The sequence below is a fragment of the Blastococcus saxobsidens genome (assembly GCF_010682065.1).
Classification (GTDB): Bacteria; Actinomycetota; Actinomycetes; order Mycobacteriales; family Geodermatophilaceae; genus Blastococcus; species Blastococcus saxobsidens_B.
In genome coordinates, this window is the sequence record NZ_JAAGWG010000006.1 from 20,097 (window position 1) to 41,932 (window position 21,836).

The 21,836-nt window shown below is 74.5% G+C and carries 23 protein-coding genes and 1 pseudogene; 14 read left to right on the forward strand and 10 right to left on the reverse strand.

Going from position 1 to position 21,836, the window contains the following annotated elements:
- The first annotated feature begins 204 nt into the window (after positions 1 to 204).
- Positions 205 to 1,170, forward strand: coding sequence for a sensor histidine kinase (locus GCU60_RS04260; protein WP_345770386.1), 966 nt, complete (start codon positions 205 to 207; stop codon positions 1,168 to 1,170).
- Positions 1,171 to 1,183: 13 nt separating this feature from the next.
- Here GCU60_RS04260 and GCU60_RS04265 read toward each other — a convergent pair whose 3' ends face one another.
- The gene (locus tag GCU60_RS04265) at positions 1,184 to 1,570 is read right to left on the reverse strand and encodes a zf-TFIIB domain-containing protein (RefSeq protein ID WP_163202570.1); all 387 of its coding nucleotides are present in this window, start codon (positions 1,568 to 1,570) and stop codon (positions 1,184 to 1,186) included.
- 208 nt (positions 1,571 to 1,778) lie between these two features.
- Here GCU60_RS04265 and GCU60_RS04270 point away from each other — a divergent pair, with 208 nt between their 5' ends.
- Together GCU60_RS04270 and GCU60_RS04275 are read left to right on the forward strand one after the other, a co-directional pair.
- Entirely contained in the window at positions 1,779 to 2,585 is an 807-nt protein-coding gene (locus GCU60_RS04270) for a 3-oxoacid CoA-transferase subunit A (RefSeq protein WP_163202572.1), read from the forward strand.
- Positions 2,582 to 3,250 carry a CoA transferase subunit B gene (locus tag GCU60_RS04275; RefSeq protein WP_163202574.1) on the forward strand — a complete coding sequence of 223 codons (669 nt, stop codon included), beginning with the start codon at positions 2,582 to 2,584 and terminating at the stop codon, positions 3,248 to 3,250. The genes GCU60_RS04270 and GCU60_RS04275 overlap by 4 nt, the downstream gene beginning before the upstream one ends.
- A 71-nt stretch (positions 3,251 to 3,321) precedes the next feature.
- On the opposite strand, the gene GCU60_RS04280 is transcribed toward GCU60_RS04275, so the two are convergent.
- The gene (locus tag GCU60_RS04280; RefSeq protein ID WP_163202576.1) at positions 3,322 to 4,503 is read right to left on the reverse strand and encodes an MFS transporter; all 1,182 of its coding nucleotides are present in this window, start codon (positions 4,501 to 4,503) and stop codon (positions 3,322 to 3,324) included.
- Between the two features lie 200 nt (positions 4,504 to 4,703).
- Here GCU60_RS04280 and GCU60_RS04285 point away from each other — a divergent pair, with 200 nt between their 5' ends.
- Both GCU60_RS04285 and GCU60_RS04290 read left to right on the forward strand, forming a co-directional pair.
- The gene (locus tag GCU60_RS04285) at positions 4,704 to 5,531 is read left to right on the forward strand and encodes a PaaX family transcriptional regulator (RefSeq protein ID WP_163202579.1); all 828 of its coding nucleotides are present in this window, start codon (positions 4,704 to 4,706) and stop codon (positions 5,529 to 5,531) included.
- Positions 5,532 to 5,583: 52 nt separating this feature from the next.
- Positions 5,584 to 6,729, forward strand: coding sequence for an alpha/beta fold hydrolase (locus GCU60_RS04290; RefSeq protein ID WP_163202581.1), 1,146 nt, complete (start codon positions 5,584 to 5,586; stop codon positions 6,727 to 6,729).
- A gap of 73 nt (positions 6,730 to 6,802) precedes the next feature.
- On the opposite strand, the gene GCU60_RS04295 is transcribed toward GCU60_RS04290, so the two are convergent.
- Positions 6,803 to 7,684, reverse strand: a complete 882-nt coding sequence (locus GCU60_RS04295) for a PaaX family transcriptional regulator (protein WP_163202583.1) — start codon at positions 7,682 to 7,684, stop codon at positions 6,803 to 6,805.
- A gap of 178 nt (positions 7,685 to 7,862) precedes the next feature.
- On the opposite strand from GCU60_RS04295, the pseudogene GCU60_RS21465 reads away from it, so the two are divergent.
- From GCU60_RS21465 to GCU60_RS04310, 3 genes and pseudogenes are all read left to right on the forward strand, one after another.
- A pseudogene (locus tag GCU60_RS21465) lies at positions 7,863 to 8,021 on the forward strand (ATP-binding cassette domain-containing protein); the annotation flags it as partial.
- Positions 8,022 to 8,083: 62 nt separating this feature from the next.
- Positions 8,084 to 8,611 (forward strand): FAD-dependent oxidoreductase, encoded by a 528-nt coding sequence (locus tag GCU60_RS20090; protein ID WP_345770387.1) that lies wholly within the window; start codon positions 8,084 to 8,086, stop codon positions 8,609 to 8,611.
- Positions 8,612 to 8,614: 3 nt separating this feature from the next.
- Entirely contained in the window at positions 8,615 to 8,917 is a 303-nt protein-coding gene (locus GCU60_RS04310; protein WP_163202585.1) for an antibiotic biosynthesis monooxygenase, read from the forward strand.
- A gap of 110 nt (positions 8,918 to 9,027) precedes the next feature.
- Here GCU60_RS04310 and pcaC read toward each other — a convergent pair whose 3' ends face one another.
- The 5 genes from pcaC to pcaH all read right to left on the reverse strand — a co-directional run bounded on the left by pcaC (position 9,028) and on the right by pcaH (position 13,068).
- On the reverse strand, positions 9,028 to 9,432 hold the full coding sequence (gene pcaC, locus GCU60_RS04315; RefSeq protein WP_163202587.1) for a 4-carboxymuconolactone decarboxylase: 405 nt from the start codon (positions 9,430 to 9,432) through the stop codon (positions 9,028 to 9,030).
- Entirely contained in the window at positions 9,429 to 10,199 is a 771-nt protein-coding gene (gene pcaD / locus GCU60_RS04320; RefSeq protein ID WP_163202589.1) for a 3-oxoadipate enol-lactonase, read from the reverse strand. The genes pcaC and pcaD overlap by 4 nt, the downstream gene beginning before the upstream one ends.
- Positions 10,196 to 11,521: a 3-carboxy-cis,cis-muconate cycloisomerase gene (pcaB, locus tag GCU60_RS04325; RefSeq protein WP_163202591.1), complete on the reverse strand. Its 1,326-nt coding sequence runs from the start codon at positions 11,519 to 11,521 to the stop codon at positions 10,196 to 10,198. The genes pcaD and pcaB overlap by 4 nt, the downstream gene beginning before the upstream one ends.
- Before the next feature lie 37 nt (positions 11,522 to 11,558).
- The gene (gene pcaG, locus GCU60_RS04330; RefSeq protein ID WP_163202593.1) at positions 11,559 to 12,215 is read right to left on the reverse strand and encodes a protocatechuate 3,4-dioxygenase subunit alpha; all 657 of its coding nucleotides are present in this window, start codon (positions 12,213 to 12,215) and stop codon (positions 11,559 to 11,561) included.
- A gap of 106 nt (positions 12,216 to 12,321) precedes the next feature.
- Complete coding sequence (gene pcaH / locus GCU60_RS04335; protein ID WP_163202595.1) at positions 12,322 to 13,068, reverse strand: protocatechuate 3,4-dioxygenase subunit beta; 747 nt, start codon at positions 13,066 to 13,068, stop codon at positions 12,322 to 12,324.
- 71 nt (positions 13,069 to 13,139) lie between these two features.
- Here pcaH and GCU60_RS04340 point away from each other — a divergent pair, with 71 nt between their 5' ends.
- The 3 genes from GCU60_RS04340 (at position 13,140) to GCU60_RS04350 (ending at position 15,491) form a co-directional block, all read left to right on the forward strand.
- Positions 13,140 to 13,916 (forward strand): IclR family transcriptional regulator, encoded by a 777-nt coding sequence (locus GCU60_RS04340; RefSeq protein ID WP_163202597.1) that lies wholly within the window; start codon positions 13,140 to 13,142, stop codon positions 13,914 to 13,916.
- Between the two features lie 51 nt (positions 13,917 to 13,967).
- On the forward strand, positions 13,968 to 15,137 hold the full coding sequence (locus GCU60_RS04345; RefSeq protein ID WP_163202599.1) for a 4-hydroxybenzoate 3-monooxygenase: 1,170 nt from the start codon (positions 13,968 to 13,970) through the stop codon (positions 15,135 to 15,137).
- Between the two features lie 72 nt (positions 15,138 to 15,209).
- Positions 15,210 to 15,491 carry a hypothetical protein gene (locus GCU60_RS04350; RefSeq protein WP_163202602.1) on the forward strand — a complete coding sequence of 94 codons (282 nt, stop codon included), beginning with the start codon at positions 15,210 to 15,212 and terminating at the stop codon, positions 15,489 to 15,491.
- Here the strand turns inward: GCU60_RS04350 and GCU60_RS04355 are convergent.
- Entirely contained in the window at positions 15,469 to 16,932 is a 1,464-nt protein-coding gene (locus GCU60_RS04355; protein ID WP_163202605.1) for a mannitol dehydrogenase family protein, read from the reverse strand. The genes GCU60_RS04350 and GCU60_RS04355 overlap by 23 nt on opposite strands.
- Positions 16,933 to 17,094: 162 nt before the next feature.
- On the opposite strand from GCU60_RS04355, the gene GCU60_RS04360 reads away from it, so the two are divergent.
- The 3 genes from GCU60_RS04360 (at position 17,095) to GCU60_RS04370 (ending at position 20,953) form a co-directional block, all read left to right on the forward strand.
- Complete coding sequence (locus GCU60_RS04360; protein WP_163202607.1) at positions 17,095 to 18,270, forward strand: acyl-CoA dehydrogenase family protein; 1,176 nt, start codon at positions 17,095 to 17,097, stop codon at positions 18,268 to 18,270.
- A 6-nt stretch (positions 18,271 to 18,276) separates the two neighbouring features.
- Positions 18,277 to 19,425: an acyl-CoA dehydrogenase family protein gene (locus tag GCU60_RS21470; RefSeq protein WP_163202609.1), complete on the forward strand. Its 1,149-nt coding sequence runs from the start codon at positions 18,277 to 18,279 to the stop codon at positions 19,423 to 19,425.
- 220 nt (positions 19,426 to 19,645) lie between these two features.
- Positions 19,646 to 20,953, forward strand: coding sequence for a hypothetical protein (locus GCU60_RS04370; protein ID WP_163202611.1), 1,308 nt, complete (start codon positions 19,646 to 19,648; stop codon positions 20,951 to 20,953).
- 62 nt (positions 20,954 to 21,015) lie between these two features.
- Here GCU60_RS04370 and GCU60_RS04375 read toward each other — a convergent pair whose 3' ends face one another.
- Positions 21,016 to 21,801, reverse strand: coding sequence for an SDR family oxidoreductase (locus GCU60_RS04375; RefSeq protein ID WP_204261445.1), 786 nt, complete (start codon positions 21,799 to 21,801; stop codon positions 21,016 to 21,018).
- Positions 21,802 to 21,836 lie beyond the last annotated feature (35 nt).

Genomic DNA, 21,836 nt, shown 5'->3' on the forward strand with positions numbered 1-21,836 from the left:
CACCCAGCACCCGTCGCCCCACGCCCGGCCCGCGGTGACTCGGAGGCCGCTGTTCCGCGCCGGCTCCGGTGGCTTGTTGCCGGCAGCGTGGTGGGCCCGAGCTGACCTCGAGCCGTCCCTGGCCTACCGTGGCAGGGGAGCCCGGTGCACGCCGGGATCGAGCACACGGCGGGGGCGCGAGTGAACTGGACGACTGCGGGCGGGGTGGGTCACCCCCCGGCCGGGGGCTTCCCGCACGACGCCCTCCTCCACGACTCGGTCGACGAGCTCGTCGGCACCGTGCTGCCGTTCGTGCGCGACGGGCTGGACGCCGGTGACGCCGCGATCCTGGCCGTGCAGCCCGACGCCTCGGCGCTGCTGCGCGACGCCCTCGGCGACGACCCGCGGCTCGTCGTCCTGGACCAGGACCGGGTGTACGGGCCACGGACGCCCGCGGCCATCAGCTCGCTGCGCCGGCTGGCCAGGGAGCACGCACCGGGCGCCGGCCGCCGGGTCCGTGTCGTCGGCGAGATCGACTTCGGGCCGACCGCGCGCGACTGGCTGGAGTGGGAGCGCTACGAGTCGGTGATCAACGAGGCGCTGCGCGGCTGGGACCTGTGGGGGGTGTGCCTGTACGACACCTCGCGCCTCCCGGACCCCGTGCTGGAGTCCGCGCGCCGCACGCACGGCCAGCTGGTCAGCCCCACGCAGCGGACGCCCAACCCCGACTACACCGACCCCGCGACGTTCCTGCGCTCGCTGCCGATCCCCGACGAACCGCTGGAGCGCACCGCTCCCCGGCTCGAAGCGGGCGACGTCCGCGACTTCATCGGGCTCCGGCACGCCGTCGCCGCCGAGCTCGCCGGGCTCCAGGCGCCCGCCGACCTGATCGAGGACTTCCTGCTCGCCGTCGACGAGATGACCTCGAACGCGGTGCGGCACGGCCTGCCACCGGTCAGCCTGCGGCTGTGGACCGCGCCGGACCGCGTCGTCTGCACCATCACCGACGGCGGCCCCGGCTGGGACGACCCGTTCGCCGGGTACGGCCCGGCGCACGGGGAGGACCTCTCCCGGGGCGGCATGGGGCTGTGGCTGGCCCGGCAGCTGTGCGACCACGTCGACATCACCGGCGGCGAGCACCACCCCGGCACCGGCACGATCAGCGTGCGCCTGACCACGCGCCTGCCCTGACCGGCGCGGGTCCTCAGCCGAACAGGTCGCCGAGGAAGGACTCATTCTTCTTCCGCTTGTAGCCGCCGGAGGAGTGCGAGCTGTGCGAGCTGTGCGAGGACCCCTGCACCTGGCGCAGCACCTCGCCGACGAGCCCGCCGAGCCCGGCCGCCGACGTCCCGCCCTGCGGAGCGCCGGAGTGCTCGCGCCCGTGCTCCCCGCGCCCGGCCGACGGCGGCGCCGCGGGCGGCCGGCGGTCGGCGGCGTCCTCGCCGTGCCAGGCGTTCTCGGCGTCGATCAGCCGGTCGAGCTCGCCCCGGTCGAGGAAGATGCCGCGGCACTCGGTGCACTGGTCGACGTGCACCCCGTTGCGCTCGTAGGTCCGCATGGTCCCGTGACACTTCGGGCAGGTCAGCTCCATGCCCGCGCAACGGGTCGACCGAGGAGGGAGTTCCCGTCCACCCCGGGGGGCGGCCCATTCCACCCAGTGGTGACCGCCGTCTCCCCCCGCACCCCCCGACGGCGATACTGGCTCAGGTCAGCCGGCGATCGATGGGAGCAACTGGTGGATCGGACCCGCATGCGCGACGGGGTGGCACCCCCGGTGACCCCCGCCCAGGAGGCCTGACGTGGACAAGGTCGTCCCCTCCTCCCGGGAGGCCGTCGCCGACATCGCGCCCGGCTCGGTGCTCGCCGTCGGCGGATTCGGGCTCTGCGGCGTGCCCTTCTCGCTCATCGACGCGCTGCTCGAGCAGGGCGCCGACGGCCTCACCACGATCTCCAACAACTGCGGCGTCGACGACCAGGCGCTGGGCGTGCTGCTCTACGCCGGGCGGATCCGCAAGACGATCAGCTCCTTCGTCGGCGGCAACAAGGAGCTCGCCCGGCTGTACCTCACCGGTCAGCTGGAGGTCGAGCTCACCCCGCAGGGCACGCTCGCGGAGCGGCTGCGGGCCGGCGGCACCGGCATCCCGGCGTTCTACACGCCGACCGGCGTCGGCACGCTCGTGGCCGACGGCGGCATCCCGATCCGCTACGACGCCGACGGGAACGTGGTCGAGACCAGCCGGCCCAAGGAGGTCCGCGAGTTCGGCGGCCAGCAGTTCGTGCTGGAGACCGCGCTGACCGCCGACTTCGGGCTCGTGCACGCCCTCAAGGGCGACCGGCACGGCAACCTCTACTTCCACGAGTCGGCGCGGAACTTCAACCCGCTGGCCGGCATGGCCGGGCGGATCACCGTCGCCGAGGTCGAGGAGCTCGTCGAGCCCGGCGAGCTCACCCCCGAGCACGTGCACCTGCCCGGCGTCTTCGTCGACCGCGTCGTGGTCGTCGGGGGCGAGCGCAAGCCGATCGAGAAGCGCACGACCCGCCGGCGCACCGACGCGGCCCCGGCCGCGGCCGCCGGCGAGGAAGCCACCGAGGGAGCTGCCCGATGAGCCTGACCCGCGACCAGCTCGCCGCCCGCGTGGCGCTCGAGCTCGAGGACGGCCAGTACGTGAACCTGGGCATCGGCATGCCGACCCTGGTCCCCAACCACGTCCCCGACGGCGTGCACGTCGTCCTGCACTCGGAGAACGGCGTCCTGGGCGTCGGGCCCTACCCGCTCGAGGGCGAGGAGGACGCCGACCTGATCAACGCCGGCAAGGAGACCGTCACGGTCCTCCCCGGGGCCAGCTACTTCGACTCCGCCGAGTCCTTCGGCATGATCCGCGGCAAGCACCTCGACGTCGCCGTCCTCGGCGCCATGCAGGTCAACGTCCGCGGCGACCTGGCCAACTGGCTCATCCCCGGCAAGATGGTCAACGGCATGGGCGGGGCGATGGACCTCGTCCACGGCGCCCGCCGGGTGATCATCATGATGGAGCACGTGGCCCGGGACGGGTCGCCGAAGATCGTCCAGGAGTGCACCCTGCCGCTCACCGGCAAGGCCTGCGTCGACCGCATCATCACCGACCTCGCCGTCATCGACGTCACCGAGGCCGGGTTCGTGCTGCGCGAGACCGCGCCGGGCGTGACCGTGGACGAGGTGGTCGCCGGCACCGGTGCGCCGCTCACCGTCGCCGACGACCTCCGCGAGATGCCGCTGCCCGCCGCCGTCTGAACCGGCCGCCCGGAGCGGGCACCGACGGCCCGGCCGCGCGCGATCGCGGCCGGGCCGTCGTCGGTCCCGGCTCAGCCGAGGACGCGCGGCCGGCCGGCGACCACCCCGGCCGCCCCGTGTGCGACCGCGACGGCGACGAGCAGCGCCAGCGGCGCCGCCCACCCCCCGGTGGCGGAGTACAGGGCGCCGACCGCGAGCGGCGCCACCGCGCCCACGCCGTAGCCGACGAGCTGGGACATCCCCGACAGCCGGCGGACGACGCCGTCGTCGGCGGACCGGAGGACGACCAGGGCGAACGCGAGCGAGATGCCCGCGCCCTGCGCGACCCCGCCGACCGCCACCCACACCGGCCACGCGGCCGGCCAGAGCAGGAGTCCCGCGGGGAGCACTCCCCAGGCCAGCGCCACCACCGCGGCCGGCCCCGACTGCCCGCGCCACCTGCCCAGCAGTGCGGGGACGACCAGTGCGCCCGGGATGCCCAGTACCTGGAACGCCGAGGCCGCGATCGCGGCGGTGCCCAGGTCGAGCGCGAGGTCCTCGACCAGCAGGCTCGGCAGCCAGGTGGTGACGGCGTAGTACAGCGCCGACTGCATCGCCAGCACCGCGGTGACCGCCCAGGCCACCGGCGACCGCCACACCGCGGCGGGCACCGCGGGCGGCGGCGCCGTCGCCCCGGGGACGACGGCGGCGACCTGTCGCGGGAAGACTCCGGCCCAGACCACGGCCGCGACGACCGCCAGCACGGCCCAGACGGCGAGCGCCGGCTCCCACCCGCCGAGGACGGCGATGGGCGCCGTGAACGCCGCGGTCAGCGCGGCCCCGGCCGCGAGCGCGGCGGTGTAGAGCCCGGTGACGGTCCCCGCCCGCGGCCCGAACTCACGCTTGACCACCACCGGCAGGAGCACGTTCCCGACGGTCATCGCCGCCCCGACGAGGAAGGTGCCCGCGAAGAGCAGCGGCGGGCCGCCGAGGACGCGCAGCACCGTCCCGAGCGCGACCGCCACCATGCCCGCGAGCACCGCCGTCCCGGTGCCGACGCGACGGCCCAGCCAGGCGCCGGCCGGCGCCAGCGCGGCGAAGCACAGCACCGGCAGGGTGGTCAGCAGCCCGGCCGCCGCCGGCGAGAGATCGAGATCGGCGCGCAGCTGCGGGAGCACGGGACCGACTGCGGCGATCGCGCCGCGCAGGTTGAGGGCCACGAGGAGCACCGCGGCCAGGCGCAGGGCACCGCCGCGCGCGAGCGGACCGTTCATCCGGCCACCACCGATCTCCTCCTCCAGCCCGCCGGCCGAACTGTAGCGACGCCGCCGGCGCGGCCCCGGACCTGGCAGCGGAGCCGGTGGACCGGCAACGGCGCCGCCGGGGCCACGGCATGATGCCTGCCGGAGGACGACCGCGACCGCGCCGGAACGACACCGGTGGGCGCACGTCCCGGGACCGTTGCGAGGGCGGGATGGCGGAGCGGGGCACCGGAGCGTCGCCGAAACCGCAGGACCTCCTGTTCGCCCTCGGTGGTGCGCTGGTGCTGGAGCACCTCGACGAGCCGGTGCCGACCCGGGTCTTCCTCGAGGTGCTCGGCGGCCTGGGCATCGCTCCGGCGACCACGCGGGCGACCCTGAACCGGCTGACCGGACGGGGCTTCCTCGCCCGCGGCCAGGAGGGCCGGGTGGTCAGCTACGCCCTCACCGACGCGTCCCGGCGGCTCCTCGAGGACGGCCGGCAGCGGGTCCGGGCCCCCGCCCCCTTCCACCAGGACAGCGACGAGTGGACCCTGCTGAGCTTCTCCCTGCCGGAGGCGCACCGGGACGTCCGGCACCGGCTGCGCTCGCGCCTGACCTGGCTCGGGTTCGGCTGCGTGCGGGACGGCCTGTGGATGGCACCCGGCCTGGTCGAGCTCGACCGGGTGCTGGCCCTTCCCGCGGCCGGCCCGGCCCTGCAGATCGACGGCTTCGCCGTCCGCCCCGCGCCGGGCACCGACGTCGGACGTCTCGTGCGCCGCGCCTGGGACCTGCCCGCCCTGCGCCGGGAGCACGAGGAGTTCATCGCCCGCTGGGAGGGCCCGCCGGCCTCCGACGTCGACCCGGTGGCCGCCTACACCCTGCTCGGCGCGCACTGGGTGCGGCTGCTGCGGCAGGACCCGGTCCTCCCGCAGGACCACCTCGGCCCGGACTGGCCCGCCGCCCGGTCGGCGGACGTCTACCGGAGCGCCGCCGGCGAGCTGGAGCCCCGCGCGAGGGCGGCGTTCACCGAGCTCATGGCCTGGGCCCGGACGCTGCGGTAGCGGCTCCGCGACGGGGGCGGCGTCCCCTCGGCGATCTCGCTACGGTGACCCGGTGAGCACCTCCGGCGTCGTCCCCTTCACGATCTCCGTGCCCGACGAGGACGTCGAGGACCTCCGGCGCCGGCTGCGCGCCACCCGCTGGCCGGACCGGTCCACCGTCGGCGACTGGTCGCAGGGCGTTCCGCTGGAGTACCTCCGGGAGCTCTGCCGGTACTGGGCCGAGGAGTACGACTGGGCGGCCCGGCAGGCCCGGCTCAACGCGGTGGAGCAGTACACGACCGACCTCGGTGGGGTCCCGGTCCACTTCCTGCACGCCCGGTCGCCCCGTCCGGACGCCCTGCCGCTGGTGCTCACCCACGGCTGGCCCGGCTCCGTGGCCGAGTTCTCCGCCGTGCTGGGTCCGCTGACCGACCCGGCCGCGCACGGCGGTGATCCCGGCGACGCGTTCACCGTGGTGGCGCCGTCCCTGCCCGGCTTCGGCTGGAGCGGGAAGCCGACCGAGCCGGGCTGGGGCATCGCTCGCGTCGCGGACGCCTGGGCCGAGCTGATGTCCCGGCTGGGCCACGAGCGGTTCGGCGCCCAGGGCGGCGACCTCGGGTCCTTCGTCTCGGCCAACCTGGCCGCCCGGCACCCCGACCGCCTGGTGGGCATCCACCTGAACATGGTGGTCACCCCGCCGCCGCCCGGGCAGACGGAGTTCACCGAGCGCGAGGAGCGCGCCCGCCGGGCCGAGGAGCGCTTCCGCACCGTCGACTCCGCGTACCACATGCAGCAGCGCACCCGGCCGCAGACGCTGGCCTACGGCCTGACTGACTCCCCCGCCGCGCAGTGCGCCTGGATCCTGGAGAAGTTCTGGTCGTGGGCCGACTGCGCCGGCGACCCGGTCGGGACCCTCGGCGCCGACCGGATCCTCGACCACGTGTCCACCTACTGGTTCACCGGCTCGGCCGGCTCCTCGGCGCGGATGTACTGGGAGATGGCGCAGGACCCGGCGAGCCGGCTGCCGACCGTCGGCGTCCCGACCGGGGTGTCGCTGTTCCCGCACGAGATCATGCAGCCGACGCAGGAGTGGGCCAGCGCCCAGTACACCGACCTGCGGTTGTGGCGCGAGCACGACCGGGGTGGTCACTTCGCCGCCATGGAGCAGCCCGACCTCCTCGTGCGCGACATCCGGGAGTTCTTCCGGCCTTTGCGCTGATCGCCCCGACCGGGACCCGATGGTGGACACCTTCGTGACGGGCGTCCGCGCGACGGTGCGTCACGACGCCGGTTCAGCCGGCGACGGACCGCCCCAGCTCGAGGTCCAGCGCCCGTTCGGCGGCCGGCAGGAGCGCCTCGTAGCAGCGCCGGTAGATCGCCGCGCTCTGCGCCGCGGGCCAGTCGGCGCACAGGTGCCGGGCCGGCAGCCCGGGGTCGGCGCGCAGCAGCTGGAGCCAGTCCGCCCCGAGCCCGGTGATCTGCCCCAGCGGGTCCGCCTCGTCCGGCCCGGCCCACCAGGTCGCGATGAACTCGTCGTGCCGCTCCCGGATCCGGTCCACCGGCCAGGCCCGGCGGATGAGCTCGTCCACGCGCACCCCCGGTAGCGGCGCGGCGGCGAACCACTCGGCGAGCTCGGTGACCTCGTCCAGCCCGCCGGCGGCGAAGACCTCGGCCACGTCGACCGTGCCGGGCGCGATCCACACCCCGTCCCGCAGGCCGCCGAAGCCGGCCCAGGTGAGCGCGGCCCGAACGCGATGCCGCAGGTCACGGCGGCTCTCGGGCATCGAGTAGCTGAGCAGCGTCCAGGTGTCGTCGGGGTGCTCGAAGGGTGCGGCGGCCGCCACCCGCAGGCCCGCGCGGGTCACCAGCGCCTCGGTGTCGGGGCTCAGCCGGTAGTACGCCGCGCGGCCCACCTGCGTCCGCTCGAGCAGACCCTTGCGCGTCATCCGGGCCAGCGTGGCCCGGGCCGCGGCCTCGGCCACGCCGAGCCCTCCCAGCACGCGGAGGAAGACCGCCGAGGGGACGGGGTCGACCTCCTCGCGGTGGAGCACCACTCCGCCGAAGAAGCTGAAGATCAGCGCCTGCGGACGGTGCCCGCCGCTCGCCGCTGCCGGCGCCGCGCCGACGGCAGCGCCGTCCAGCCCCTGGAGCGCCCACCCGTTCCGTGCCGTCATGCCCGCCTCCCGACGAGGCGTTGCGCCTCATGACAAACCTTAGACATCTTCTTGACGTACGTCACGGGTGCTTCTACCTTTCCTGTGACTCCCGCCACGATGCGGTGGTCGCGCCCGCAGACTGCGGCTCCGCCCGGACCCCGGCAGGAAGGTTTCCGTGCCCGATCCGATCCTCACCGTGGACGACCTCGCCGTCGCGTACGACGGCGCCGTCCAGGCACTGCGCGGGGTCTCCCTGCGCGTCGACACGGGCTCCGTGGTGGCCGTGCTCGGCAGCAACGGCGCCGGCAAGACGACCCTGCTGCGCGCGATCTCCCGATCGCTGGGCGGTGTCGGCGGCGCCGTCACGGCCGGCACCATCCGATCCGGCACGACGGCCGTGACGGCCACCAGTGGTGGGTGCTCACCGCCACCGACCCCGACGCCCCGGCCCCCGCCGACCTCAAGGCCGAGGCCACCGCACTCGGTGCCGAGTTCCCCGCGCCGCTGCCCGGCCTCATCGCCGCCACCGAGCCGGAGAACGTGCAGCGCTGGGTGCTGCGGGATCGACCGGCGCTGAAGCAGTGGTCGAAGGGCCGCGCCACCCTCGTGGGCGACGCCGCCCACCCGACGTCCCCCTATGCCGCCTACGGCGCCGGCATGTCGATCGAGGACGGCTACTTCCTGGGCGTGGCGCTGCGCGGGGTCGAGCTCACCGACGCCACTGCCGTGGCCACCGCCCTGCAGTCCTACGAGGAGCCGCGCAAGCCGCACACCGCCAGGCAGGTGCAGATGGCGTGGATGCTCGGCAAGATCTTCCACCACGCGCCGGCGCCGCTGCGGCCCATCCGCGACTTCGTCTTCGACCACACGCCGTTCCTGCAGAAGATGGCCGGCGACTCCAACCCCCGCGAGATCAACAAGCAGCTCGCGCTGATCGAGGGCTGAGCGGTGCTCATCGTCATCGGCAGTGCCACTGCCGCACCCGGGCGCCGCGACGAACTGGTGGCGGCGGCCCGGGCCGTCACCGCAGCCACGAGCGGGGATCGCGGGTGCGTCACCTACTCGTTCTCCGCGGACCTCGGGACTCCCGACCGCATCCACAGCGTCGAGATCTGGGCCGACCGGGCTGCACTGGACGAGCACCTGACCCACGACCACACCCAGGAGTTCCTCCGGGTGGCACCCGGCCTGGTCACCGGCGCACCGATCATGTCCTTCTACGACGTGCCCACGGCCTCAGGGAGCCGCTGACCTCCGCGATCGGCCCACCCTGACCGGTCGGCGTCCGGGTGCGACGGCCAGGGCGGGAGGTACCACCGTCGTGGACGAGCCGGCCCGGATGACACCACCGGGGGCGTCGGTCAGGCGGAGGTGCCGCCCAGGTCGTCCAGGATCGGACCGGCCACCTTGTAGGCGTGGTTGGCCGCGGGAACACCGGCGTAGACGGCGGAGTGCTGGATGACCGCGCCGATCTCCTCGTCGGAGAGGCCGTTGTTCTTCGCCGCCCGCACGTGCAGGGCGAACTCCTCCCAGTGCCGCAGCGCGATGGTGATCGACAGCGTCATCAGGCTGCGGTCGCGGCGGGACAGCTCCGGCCGCTGCCACACGTCGCCCCAGGCCACGCGGGTGATGAAGTCCTGGAAGCCGGCGGTGAACTCCGTCGTGCTCGCCACCGCGCGGTCCACGTGGGCGTCGCCCAGCACTTCCCGCCGGGTGCGCATGCCGGCCTCGCGGCGGGCGGCATCGGTGTCGGGCTGCTCGGTCATCGGGTGCCTCCGTCGAAGTGGGCCAGCAGCGCGCCCGTGACCTCCACGGGGCGCTCCAGGTTGGCCAGGTGGGCGCCGGGCACGGTGAGCAGCGCGGCGCCGCGGATCCCGGCGGCGACGGCCGCCTGGTGCGGCGGCGGCAGCGCCGGGTCCTCGCTCCCGGAGACGACGAGGGTCGGCGCGGCGATGCGACCGAGGTCCTCGCGCAGGTCGATGCCGCCGACCACCTCGCAGCACGCGGCGTAGCCCTCGTCGTCGGCGCCGGCGATCATCGCCTCGAGCCGGGCCACCAGGTCGCGGTGCTCGGCCGCGTACGCCGGCGTCAGCCACCGCTGCACCACCGTCGGCGCGAACTGCTCGGTGCCGCCGGCGCGGGCCTGGGCGGCCCGGTCGAGGAAGCCCTGCGGATCGACCTTCGACGAGCTGAACAGCACCGCCAGCCGGTCCACCCGCGCGGGCTCCCGGGCCGCCATGCGCATCCCGACCATGCCGCCGAGGGAGACCCCGGCGACGTGCGCGCGCTCGGCGCCGATCCGGTCCAGCACGCCGAGGACGTCGTCGACCAGGTCGTCGATCGTGTACGGCCCGGCCGGCGCGGGCGACTCGCCGTGCCCGCGACCGTCGTAGGTGACCACCCGGAACCGCTGCGCGAGCGCGGGCACCTGCGGGTCCCACATGGCGCGGGTGGCACCCAGCGAGTTGGACAGGACGACGACCGGCGCCTCGGCCGGCCCGTCGACGTCGTACGAGACCTCGACCGCGCTCATCGCTCCCCCTCCGTCAGACGCACGTGCTCGGCCAGGACGGCGTCCACCTGCGCCCCGGCCTCCCCGACGTCGGGGCCGCCACCGAGCAGCGCGCCCAGGTCGACGTCGTCGCGGCCGGCGATCACGTCCGCCAGTGACCGGCCGGACGCCTCCGCCTCGCGGACCGCGGCCGCCGCCTCGTCGTGCGCGGGACCGTGCCCGAGCGCAGGCGCCAGGGCCGCGGCCAGCGCGCCGGCGAGCTCCGGGTCACGGGCGGCCATCACCGTCGCGGCCATGCGGGAGGTGTCCGGCCGGAGCCCGCTGAGGCTCTCGGTCAGCCAGGCCGCGGCCGAGCCCACCGACACCAGCAGGTCGGTGAGCGCCGGCCACTCGCTGTGCCAGGCGCCCGCGGCCCGCTCGTGCTCCTGCTCCATGGCGGCCAGCAGGGTGGCGACCAGGCCGGGTGCGCGCCGGGCGCAGGCCCGGGCCGAGATCGCGGCGACCGGATTGCGCTTGTGCGGCATCGCCGACGACCCGCCCCGGCCGGCACCGCCCTCGGCCACCTCGGCGACCTCGCTCTGCGCCATCAGCACGACGTCGACGGCGACGGTAGCGAGCACCCCGGCGGTCGCGCCGAGCGCACCGGCGAGGTCGGCGATGGGCAGCCGCACGGTGAACCACGGCACGGCGGGCGCGACCAGGCCGAGCTCCGCGGCCAGCGCCTCGCGCAGGAGCGTGCCCGAGCCGTCGGAGGCGACCAGGGTGCCGACCGCTCCTCCGTACTGGACCGGCAGCGAGGCCACGACCTCGGCCAGCCGGAGCCGGGCGCCGTCGAGGCCGCTGAGCCAGCCGGCCGCCTTGAGCCCGAAGGTGGTGGGCAGGGCCTGCTGCATCAGGGTGCGGCCCATGACGACGTCGTCGCGGTGGGCGCTGGCCAGCCCCGCCGCGGCCTCGGCGGCCGCGGCGAGGTCGCGGTCGATCGCGCTGATCGCCCGCCGGGCCAGCAGCACCAGCGCAGTGTCCAGGACGTCCTGGCTGGTGGCGCCCACGTGCACGGCGACGGCGTCCCGCTCGCCCACCGCGTCCTGCAGCACCCGGACCAGCGGGGGCACCGGGTTGCCGGCGTCGGCCGCCCGCGCCACGACGGTGGCGAGGTCGAGCCCGGCCGGCCCGGCGCAGGCCCGCGTCACCGCGTCGGCGGCCGTGGTGGGCACCAGCCCGGTCGCCGCGGCCGCGCGGGCCAGCGCGGCCTCCACGTCCAGGAGTGCGTCGAACCAGGCGGAGTCGGAGACCGCGGTCGCCGCGCCACCGCGGGCGAACGTCCCGCTGAAGAGCGCTGTCACGCCGTGTTCCTACCGCGTCGGTGCCCCGCGCGTGCGGTCATACGGCGAAGAACACGGTCTCGCGCTCGCCCTGCAGGTGGATGTCGAGCCGGTAGCCGTCGTCGGTCGGCGTGGCGATCAGCGTGCCCCGCCGGTCCTCCGGCAGCCCGCGCAGGACGACGTCCTCGGCGTTGGCCTCGGCCTCGTCGGCGAAGTAGATCCGCAGGACGACCCGGTCGAGCAACCCGCGGGCGAACACCGACACGGCGATGTGCGGCGCCTGCAGGCCGCCCTCGCCGTCGGGCACCCGGCCCGGCTTGAGCGTGTGGACGGCGAACTCACCGGGGGGCTGCGCCGTCGCGACCCGCGCGAAGCCGCGGAAGCCCGGGTAGGACGAAGCACCCCGGGGGTCCTCCGGCGACGGGAACCCGCCGTCCGGGTCGGCCTGCCAGGTCTCCACCATCGCGTCCGGCACGACGTCGCCGTTGCCGTCGAAGATCCGGCCGCGGACCCAGATGCCGCCCTCGGCACCTTCCACGGCCGCCCACGTGCCGTCCGGCCAGGTCAGGCCGATCGCCAGGTAGGGGCCGACCGTGGCGCTGGGGCTGGTGCCCAGGCGCAGCGGCTCGGTCAGGAAGCCGGTGGTGCGGCTGCGGCCGGGGAGCGGCTGGTAGGGCTCGGTGACGTCCGGGACGTCCAGCGGGTTGACAGTCATCAGGCCATTCCTCCAGCGCGATTCCGCGCCTCGTTCCGCTCCTCGGTCGCTGTCCCCCGCAAGCGGGAGGTGCCCCCAGCCAGTGGCAATGCTCGCTCGGCTGTCATCACGCCACGTCTCCGTCGTCCTCGGTCTCGAACGGGGTCTGGTCGGTGCCGCGCAGCACGATGTCCCACTCGAAGGCCAGCGCCCAGTTGTCCACGGTCCGCTCGAGGCTGAACCGGCTGATGGCCCGGTGCCGCGCCGCGGCCGGGATCGAGTTGAAGATCGGGTCCTGGCCGAACAGCTGGTCGTCCGGGAAGTACATCTGGGTCACCAGCCGCTGGGTGAAGGCGCGGCCGAAGAGGCTGAAGTGGATGTGCGCCGGCCGCCACGCGTTGTGGTGGTTGCCCCACGGATAGGCGCCGGGCTTGATCGTCATGAACTCGTAGCGGCCCAGGCTGTCGGTCAGCACCCGGCCCAGCCCGTCGAAGTGCGGGTCCAGCGGCGCGGGGAAGACGTCGACGACGTGCCGGTAGCGGCCACCGGCGTTGGCCTGCCACACCTCGACCAGGGCGTTCGGGACGGGGCGGCCGTCGCTGTCGAGGACCCGCCCGTAGACGAGGATCCGCTGGCCCACGGCCTCCCCGCCGTTGCGCAGGGTCAGGTCGGCGTCGGTCGGCACCACCCGGTCCTCGCCGAGCACCGGCCCGGTGATCTCGGTCAGGCGGTGCGGCAGGTCCACCGGCGTGCGCAGCGGGGCGCGGAGCCCGGTGCTGCGGTAGTCGGGGAACCCGACCGGCGTCCGTGTCGCGTCTGGTTCACGCAGGTACCGCGGTAGGTGCAGGCCACCGCCCGATGTGCTCCCGGTCATAGCCGGACGGTACGGCTCCTTGGCTACGCTGCCCAAGCCCAGAGTTCCACTGGACGGAGGACTCCCACCGCATGGCCGGACGCAGCGCCGAACCGGGCAGGTCGGTGACCTCGCGCGCCCTGGGCATCCTCGACGCGTTCGGCAGCGATGCCCCCCGGCTGTCCCTGTCCGAGATCGCCGAACGCTCGGGCACCCCGCTCACCACCGCCCACCGTCTCCTCGGTGAGCTCACCGGCTGGGGCGCGCTGATCCGCCGGCCCGACGGCCGCTACGAGATCGGCCGCAAGCTCTGGGACCTCGGGCTGCTCGCCCCGGTGCAGCTGGAGCTGCGGCAGGTGGCCGCCCCCTTCATGCACGACCTGCACACCACCGTCCGTGACACGGTGCACCTCGCCGTGCGGGAGGGCCACCACGCGCTCTACGTCGAACGCATCTCCGGCCGGGAGTCGGTGCCCATGGTCAGCCAGGTCGGCAGCCGGCTGCCGCTGCACGCCACCGGCGTCGGCAAGGTGCTGCTCGCCGCCGCCCCGGACGACGTCGTCGGGCAGGTCCTCGCCGACCTGCGACCGGTCACCCGGCACACCGTCGTCGACCCCGAGCGGCTGTCGCTGGAGCTGACCGAGATCCGCCGGCGCCGCTACGCCCGCACGCACGAGGAGATGTCGCCGGGCGCCGCGTCGATCGCCGTCCCGGTGCAGGTCGAGCGGACCGGCGGCCCCCTCGCGGTCGCCGCCCTGGGGGTCGTCGTGCCGCCGCACCGCCGGGACCTCGCCCGCATGGTCCCGGCCCTGGAGATGGCGGCCCGCGGGATCGGGCGCGAGCTGGCCAGGTCGCACGAATTCCACTGACCGGGAGCGCCCGGTTCCCGCAACGGCCCCCGTTCGCCCAGACTCGTCGGCGTGCGCACCCAGGTAGGCATCATCGGCGCCGGCCCGGCCGGCCTCCTGCTCTCCCGGCTGCTGGCGCGGCAGGGCATCGACTCGGTGGTCCTGGAGAACCGGTCCCGCGACTACGTCGAGGCCCGCATCCGCGCCGGGATCCTCGAGCAGCACACCGTCGACACCCTGACCGAGGCCGGGCTCGGCGACCGGCTGCGCCGCGAGGGACTCGAGCACCGCGGCATCCACCTCCAGTACCCGGGCACCCGGCACACGCTGGACTTCCCGGAGCTGTGCGGCCGGACCGTGTGGGTCTACGGCCAGACCGAGGTGGTCAAGGACCTCATCGCCGCGCAGCTGGACGGTGGCCCGCCGCTGCTCTTCGACGTCTCCGACGTCACGCCGGAGGACGTGGACGGCGACTCGCCGCAAATCCGGTTCGCCGACGCCGACGGCGTCGCGCAGGTGCTCGAGTGCGACGTGATCGCCGGCACCGACGGCTTCCACGGCGTCTCCCGCCCGCTCGTGACCGCCGGCACGGCCGGGCAGCTGTGGGAGCGCACCTACCCCTACGCCTGGCTGGGCATCCTGGCCGACGCCGCGCCCTCCACCGACGAGCTGATCTACGCCTGGCACCCGGAGGGCTTCGCGCTCTACTCCATGCGCTCGCCCTCGGTGTCGCGCCTCTACCTGCAGGTCGACCCGTCGGACTCCATCGACAACTGGTCCGACGACCGCATCTGGGACAACCTCTCCCGCCGCCTGGGCATCGACGGCTGGGAGGTGTCGACCGGGCCGGTCACCGAGAAGTCGATCCTGCCCATGCGCTCGTTCGTCAGCGCGCCGATGCGCCGCGGTCGGCTCTTCCTCGCCGGGGACGCGGCGCACATCGTGCCACCGACCGGCGCCAAGGGCCTCAACCTCGCCGTCGCCGACGTCACGCTGCTGGCCACCGCACTGGCCCGGCTGCTGCGGGAGAAGAACACCGACCTGGTCGACGCCTACTCCGACACCGCCCTGCGGCGGGTCTGGCGCTGCACCCACTTCTCCTGGTGGATGACCTCGATGCTGCACACCTCCGGCGACGACTTCGACGCCCAGCTGCAGCTCTCCCAGCTGCGGCGGGTCTGCTCGTCGGAGGCCGCCGCCCGCGAGCTGGCCGAGAACTACACCGGGCTGCCCATCGAGTGACCGCACGGGGCGGATCGGCACCCACCGACCGCCCGGTGCATCCAGATGACGGCCAGCGGCCGAATGCCCTGCGTGGAGTCCTACGCCCCCGAGCAGGAGACGTACTGGGTGGTGCAGCCGCTGGTGGACGCCGGGCTGCGCCTCGAGGAGATCAGGGACCTCGTCGGCCGGCTGGGTTTCGAGGCAGTGGTCTCCGACAGCCGCAGCCTCGACGCGGCCGCGAGCAGCCTCGTCCTCGACCAGCCGGCCGACGTGCGAGCGGCCTGGGTCGAGACGATCAACCGGATGATCACCGCGCCCCGGCCGGCCCCCGACGCCGGCCCGCCACCGTTCAGGCCAGCGCCTCCAGCGTGACCCGCACGCCGTCGCGCCGCATCGACGCCCAGGTCGACCGGTAGGCCTCGGTGAAGCGCTCGTCGTCGACCAGGTCGCCGAAGATCTCCCGGTCGGCGACGAAGGCCAGCGGGTCGGCGTCCCCGGCCGCGGCCGCGAGCCGCTCCGCGCGGGCGTCGACCAGCTGCAGCGGCCGACCCTCCTCGTCGACCCCCCCGGCCGATCGCGCCCACGCCGCCAGGACGGCGACGGACCGGCGGATCTCCCCACCGGCGTGCAGATTGTCCCGCAGCACCGGCAGCAGGAACTGCGGGATCCGGTCGGAGGCCTCGGCGCGGATGCGGTCGAGCGTGTCGGCGATCGCCGGGCTGGCGAACCGCTCGAGCAGCGTCGCCTTGTAGCGGTCCAGGTCGATCCCGGGCACCGGGCGCAGCGTGGGCGTCGCCTCCTCGTCGAGGTAGCCCTGCAGGAGCCGGCGGAACAGCGGGTCCGCGCAGGCCTCGTGGACGTACCGCAGCCCGGCGACGCGGCCGGGCTGCGCCAGCACCTGGTGCCCGGCGTTGAGCAGGCGGAGCTTCATCAGCTCGTAGGGCGCCACGTCGTCGACCAGCTGGACGCCGACGTCCTCCAGCGGCGGGCGCCCGCAGGCGAAGGAGTCCTCCTGCACCCACTGGGTCCAGGGTTCGCAGACCACCGGCCACCGGTCCTCCACCCCGAAGCGCCCGGCGAGGTCGGCCCGGTCGGCGTCGGTCGTCACCGGGGTGATCCGGTCGACCATCGAGTCGGGGAAGGGCACCTCCCGCTCGACCCACTCCCCCAGTTCGGGATCGCGGAGCCGGGCGAAGGCGGCGAAGCTGCCCCGGGCCAGCTGCCCGTTGCCCGGGATGTTGTCGCAGGAGACGACGGTGAACGGCGGCAGCCCGCGTTCCCGCCGGCGGACGAGCGCCTCGACGACCAGACCGAACGACGTCCGCAGCGCCGCGCCCGGTTGCAGGTCGTGGACGACGCCGGGATCGGCGCCGTCGAACTCCCCGGTGACGGCGGAGGCGTTGTACCCGCCCTCGGTGACGGTGAGCGTCACGACGCGGATCTCCGGGGAGGCCATCCGCTCCACGACCGCGTCGGGGTCGTCGGGGGCGAAGAGGTACTCGACGAGCGAGCCGATCACCCGCGCGTCCGCGGACCCGTCCGGATGACGGACCAGGAGGGTGTAGAGGCAGTCCTGCGCGGCCATCACCTCGGCCATGCGCCGGTCGGCCGGCAGGACCCCGACGCCGCAGATGCCCCAGTCCAGCGCCTTGCCCTGCTGCATGAGGCCGTCCAGGTAGGCGGCCTGGTGCGAGCGGTGGAAGCCGCCCACCCCCAGGTGGACGATGCCGGCGCGCACGCGGCTCCGGTCGTAGGTGGGCACGGAGACCCGCCCGTCCAGCTCCTGGACGGTCCGGGCCGCGAGAGGCGTCACTGTCCCAGCATGCCCACTGGCGGGCCGGCGGAACGGTCGGACGCGCAAAACCGCGCCGCTCCCGGCCCGGAGCTACCGGCCGGTACTGGATGTGGGATCGTCCGACGTACACGTCGAGACGGCGCGCGCGACGACGAGTGCCGCCGTCAGGAATGAGGACCGATGCGGTTGCAGCTGTCCCCGGAGCTCGAGGCCTTCCGGGAGGAGATGCGCACCTTCTTCACCACACAGGTGCCGCAGCAGATCCGTGACAAGGTCGCGGGTCACGGGCACGTCTCCAAGGAGGAGTACGTCGAAGCCCAGCGCGCGCTCAACGCCGCGGGCCTGGCCGTGCCGCACTGGCCCGTGGAGTGGGGCGGCCGGGACTGGACGCCGCTGCAGCGCCACATCTGGCGCGAGGAGATGCAGCTGGCCAACGTGCCCGAGCCGCTCGCGTTCAACGCCAGCATGATCGGCCCGGTCATCGCCGCGTTCGGCAACCAGGAGCAGAAGGAGCGCTTCCTGGCGAAGACCGCGAACCTCGACATCTGGTGGTGCCAGGGCTTCTCCGAGCCCGACGCCGGCTCCGACCTGGCCTCGCTGCGCACCACCGCCGTGCGCGACGGCGACGACTGGGTGGTCAACGGCCAGAAGACCTGGACCACGCTCGGCCAGCACGCCGACTGGATCTTCTGCCTCTGCCGCACCGACCCGACCGCGGAGAAGAAGCAGCGGGGCATCTCGCTGCTGGTCTTCCCGATGGACACCCCCGGGGTGACCCTGCGCCCGATCGAGCTGATCGACGGCGGCTTCGAGGTCAACGAGGTCTTCTTCGAGGACGTCCGCGTCCCCGCCGAGAACCTCATCGGCGAGGAGAACCGCGGCTGGGACTACGCCAAGTTCCTGCTCGGCAACGAGCGCGTGGGCATCGCCCGCATCGGCTCCACCAAGCGGATGCTGGCGCAGGCCAAGGAGCACGCGCGGGAGATCACCGTCGACGGCCGTCCCCTGCTGGAGGACCCGTTCATGGCGACGCGCATCGCGGAGCTGGAGAACGAGCTGGTGGCCCTGGAGCTGACCGCGCTGCGGGTCGTCGCCAACTCCGCCGACGGCAAGCCGCACCCGGCCTCCTCGGTGCTCAAGCTGCGCGGCTCGGAGCTGCAGCAGGCCGCCACCGAGCTGCTGGTCGACATCGCCGGCCCGCTGTCGGTGGCCTCCTTCGCCGAGGAGGGGTCCGACGTCCCCGCCTGGGCGCGCGTCGCGACGCCGCACTACCTGAACTACCGGAAGGTCTCCATCTACGGAGGCTCGAACGAAGTTCAGCGGACCATCATCGCCGGCACGATCCTGGGGCTGTGATCTGACGTGGACTTCACCTTCGACAGCGAGCAGAACGACCTCCGCGAGGCCGTCCGCGGTCTCCTGGAGCGGGCCTACAGCGACAGCGAGGTGCGTCGCAAGGTCGCCGCCACCGACCCGGGCTTCGACGAGAAGACCTGGTCCCGGCTGGCCGAGATGGGCCTGCTGGGCCTGCCCTTCGCCGAGGAGCACGGCGGCATGGGCGCCGGCCCGATCGAGGTGGCGATCGTCGCCGAGGAGATCGGCCGGGTCATCGCCCCCGAGCCGTTCATCGAGGCCGTCGTGCTCGCCGGTGGCCTGATCGCCGCCGTCGGCACCGACGAGCAGAAGGGCGAACTGCTCGCCGGCGTCGCCGAGGGCACCAGCGTGCCCGCCTTCGCGCACGCCGAGATCGGCACCCGCTGGAGCACCTCGGCGTCGTCGGTCACGGCGACCCAGGCCGGCGAGAGCTGGACGCTGTCCGGCGTCAAGGAGCCGGTGCCCAACGGCGCGCGCGCCGACGTCCTGGTCGTCTCCGCCGTCGTCGACGGCGGGACCGGCCTGTTCCTCGTGCAGGGCGACGCCGCGGGCCTGACCCGCACCGGCTACCGCACGCACGACGGCACCCGCGCCGCCAACGTCCGGTTCGACGGCACCCCGGCGACCCTGCTGGGCACCGGCGGGGACCAGACGGCCGCCATCGAGCGGGCGCTGGCCGAGGCCCGCATCGCCTACAGCCACGAGGCGATCGGCGCCATGGACACCGCGCTGCGGACCACCGCCGAGTACCTCAAGACCCGCAAGCAGTTCGGGGTCACCCTCAACCGGTTCCAGGCGCTCACCTTCCGCGCCGCGGACATGTACGTGTCCCTGGAGCTGGCCCGCAGCACCGCGCTGTGGGCGTCGATGGTGCAGGACGCCGGCGGCGACGTCGTCTCCGCCGCCGACCGCGCCCGGCTGCAGACCAGCCGCGCCGGGCGGCACATCGGCAAGGAGGCCATCCAGCTGCACGGTGGCATCGGTGTGACCGCGGAGTACTCCGTCGGGCACTACACCAGCCGGCTCACCGCCATCGACCACCTGCTCGGTGACGGCGACTTCGCCGCCGCCCGGCTGGCCCGGACGGTGGCCGACCGGGAGACCGTCGACCCGCTGGGTGCACCGTACGCAGTCTGATCCGTCCCGGATCCGCACCGCGGCGTCGTCCCCCGATCAGGGGGATGGCGCCGCGGTGGCATTTCCGGCACGCTCCGGTAACGGTCGGCCACCTGCCGCCCCAGGCGTCCCACCTGCAGCGACGCGCGCCCCGCCTCCGGGCGCGGGCGCCGGCCCGGTCCCAGGCTCGCGCCGTCCACGATGGACCCGGCTCACCCCGGGACGTGCCCCGGAGGAAACCGTGCGCCTGAACCGACGACTGCTCGTGGGAGGTTCGGTCCTCGCCCTGCTGAGCGGCACCGCCGCCTGCGGGATGCAGAGCATCGAACCGAAGATCCAGCTGCGCGACGCCCTGCGCGCGTTCGGCGACCAGTCCTCCGGCGCCGTGCGGCTGTCCGTCCCGAGCTCCGAGGACGACGTGCGCGCCTTCATCGAGGCCGTCGACGACACCTCCGGGGATGCCGACGTCCCCGACGACGTGCTGCGCACGCTGCTGTCGACGTCGGTGGTCCACGGCTACGACTCCGGCGAGGACGACGAGGACCCGGCCGACGACGCGGTCCGCACCGTGGTCGAGATCGGCGACCTCACCGCCGTCGAGGTGCGCGCGATCGGCGAGACCGTCTACACCCGGGCCGACGTCGACGGGCTCCTGGACGAGTTCCCCGACCTGGCCGCCGACGTCGACTCCTTCCGCGCCGAGCTGGACGGCGTCGACGGTGCCCCCTCGTCGGTGCCGGAGGCGCTGCTCGCCCCGGCCCGCGCCCTGCTCGACGGCGGCTGGGTGTCGGTCGACGGCGAGGTCCTGCTCGCCCAGCTCGAGGAGCTGGGCGGGACGCCCTCGGCCGGGCAGGAGGCACAGCTGCAGTCCGATCTGCAGGAGCTCGCCGGGAAGGCGCTCCAGGACGCCGTGGTGGGAGTGGAGCGCACCGGTGAGGACGACGACCTGGGCGACCAACTCACGGTTCGGCTGAACCTGCGCAAGGGCTACGAGACCGTTCGCGACGGGCTGCCGGCGATCGTTCCCGACGACGTCGAGGACGAGGCGGTGCTGGCGGAGCTGCCGCCGGCGGACGAGGTGCCGGACAAGGACGTCGAGGTGTCCGTCTGGGTCCAGGACGGGGAGCTGACCCGGGCGGAGCTCGACGCCGCCCAGTTCCTCGACGACCCCGCCGGCCACCTGGTGCTGCGGCTCGACGCCCTCGAGGCGCAGCCGGTCACCGCGCCGTCGGACGCGGTGGCGGTCGACGTCGCGACCCTGCTGGAGAACGGCCTGGCGTCCTTCGTGCCGGGCGCCGACGTCCCGCTGGACGCCCACACGATCGCCACCTGGGTCGACATGGACCTCGCCGGCCTCGCGGCCGAGCAGGGCACCGAGCCCTCCGTCGCCCTCCTGCCCGAGCTGCTGCCGTACTACGAGGGCATGACGCCGGACCTGCTGATCACCGCCGTCGGCCCGCGCATCGAGGTCACCACCGCCGGGGAGACGGCGTGCCTGACGCCGTCACCGGACGGCATGGCCGAGGACGTCCTCGACGGTCCCTGCTGACCGCTGCACCACTTGCGGAGCCCCGTCCCCTTCCCGGGGGCGGGGCTCCGGTGCGTCCGGGGTCAGCTGCCGAGGCGGCCGACGACCAGCCGGTTCAGCCAGTCGGGGCTCACGGACGACGCGACCGCCAGCACGCGCGTCTGCCGGCCGACCGTGCGGTGCGGCGAACGCGGCAGGCGGGTCCGCTCGTGCACGACCCGCCATGCGGCCTCGGCGACGTCGGCCGGCACCAGCCGGACCCCGAGGTTCGCCACCGACGCCATGCCCTGGCCGTCGCGGGTGACCATCTCGGTGTCGACGAACAGCGGGACCAGGCTGCGCACCCGGAGCCCCTCGGCCCGCCACTCCAGGTCCAGCGCCTCGGTCAGCGACTTGACCGCCGCCTTGGTGGCCCCGTAGGTCGCCAGCGTCGGCTGCCCGTAGAGCGCCGAGGCCGAGCAGAGGTTGAGCAGCATCCCGTGCCTGGCCCGGCGCAGGTAGGGGTGCCCGGCGAGCGCGCCGTTGACCACGCCGCCGACGTTGACGTCGACCTGGCGCCGGTGACCGGCGGCGTCGATGCCGGTGAAGGGCCCGGAGGCCAGCACCCCCGCGTTGTTGACCAGGACGTCGAGGGTGCCGTCCGGGCAGAAGCGCTCGAGCGCGCTCACCCACTGCGCGGGGTCGCGCACGTCCAGCAGCCCGGGGACGGCGTCCGGCCGGCCGGCTGCGGCCCCGGCCACGGCCGCCTCGTCGACGTCGAAGAGCCCGACCCGCCAGCCGGCGGCGAGGAACCGCTCGGCGATCGAGCGGCCGATCCCCCGCCCGGCACCGGTGACGAGGATGCTGCCTGGCCGGGTTCGCATGATCATCCGGTAACTCTTACCGGAGCCCCACCCGGGCCGCA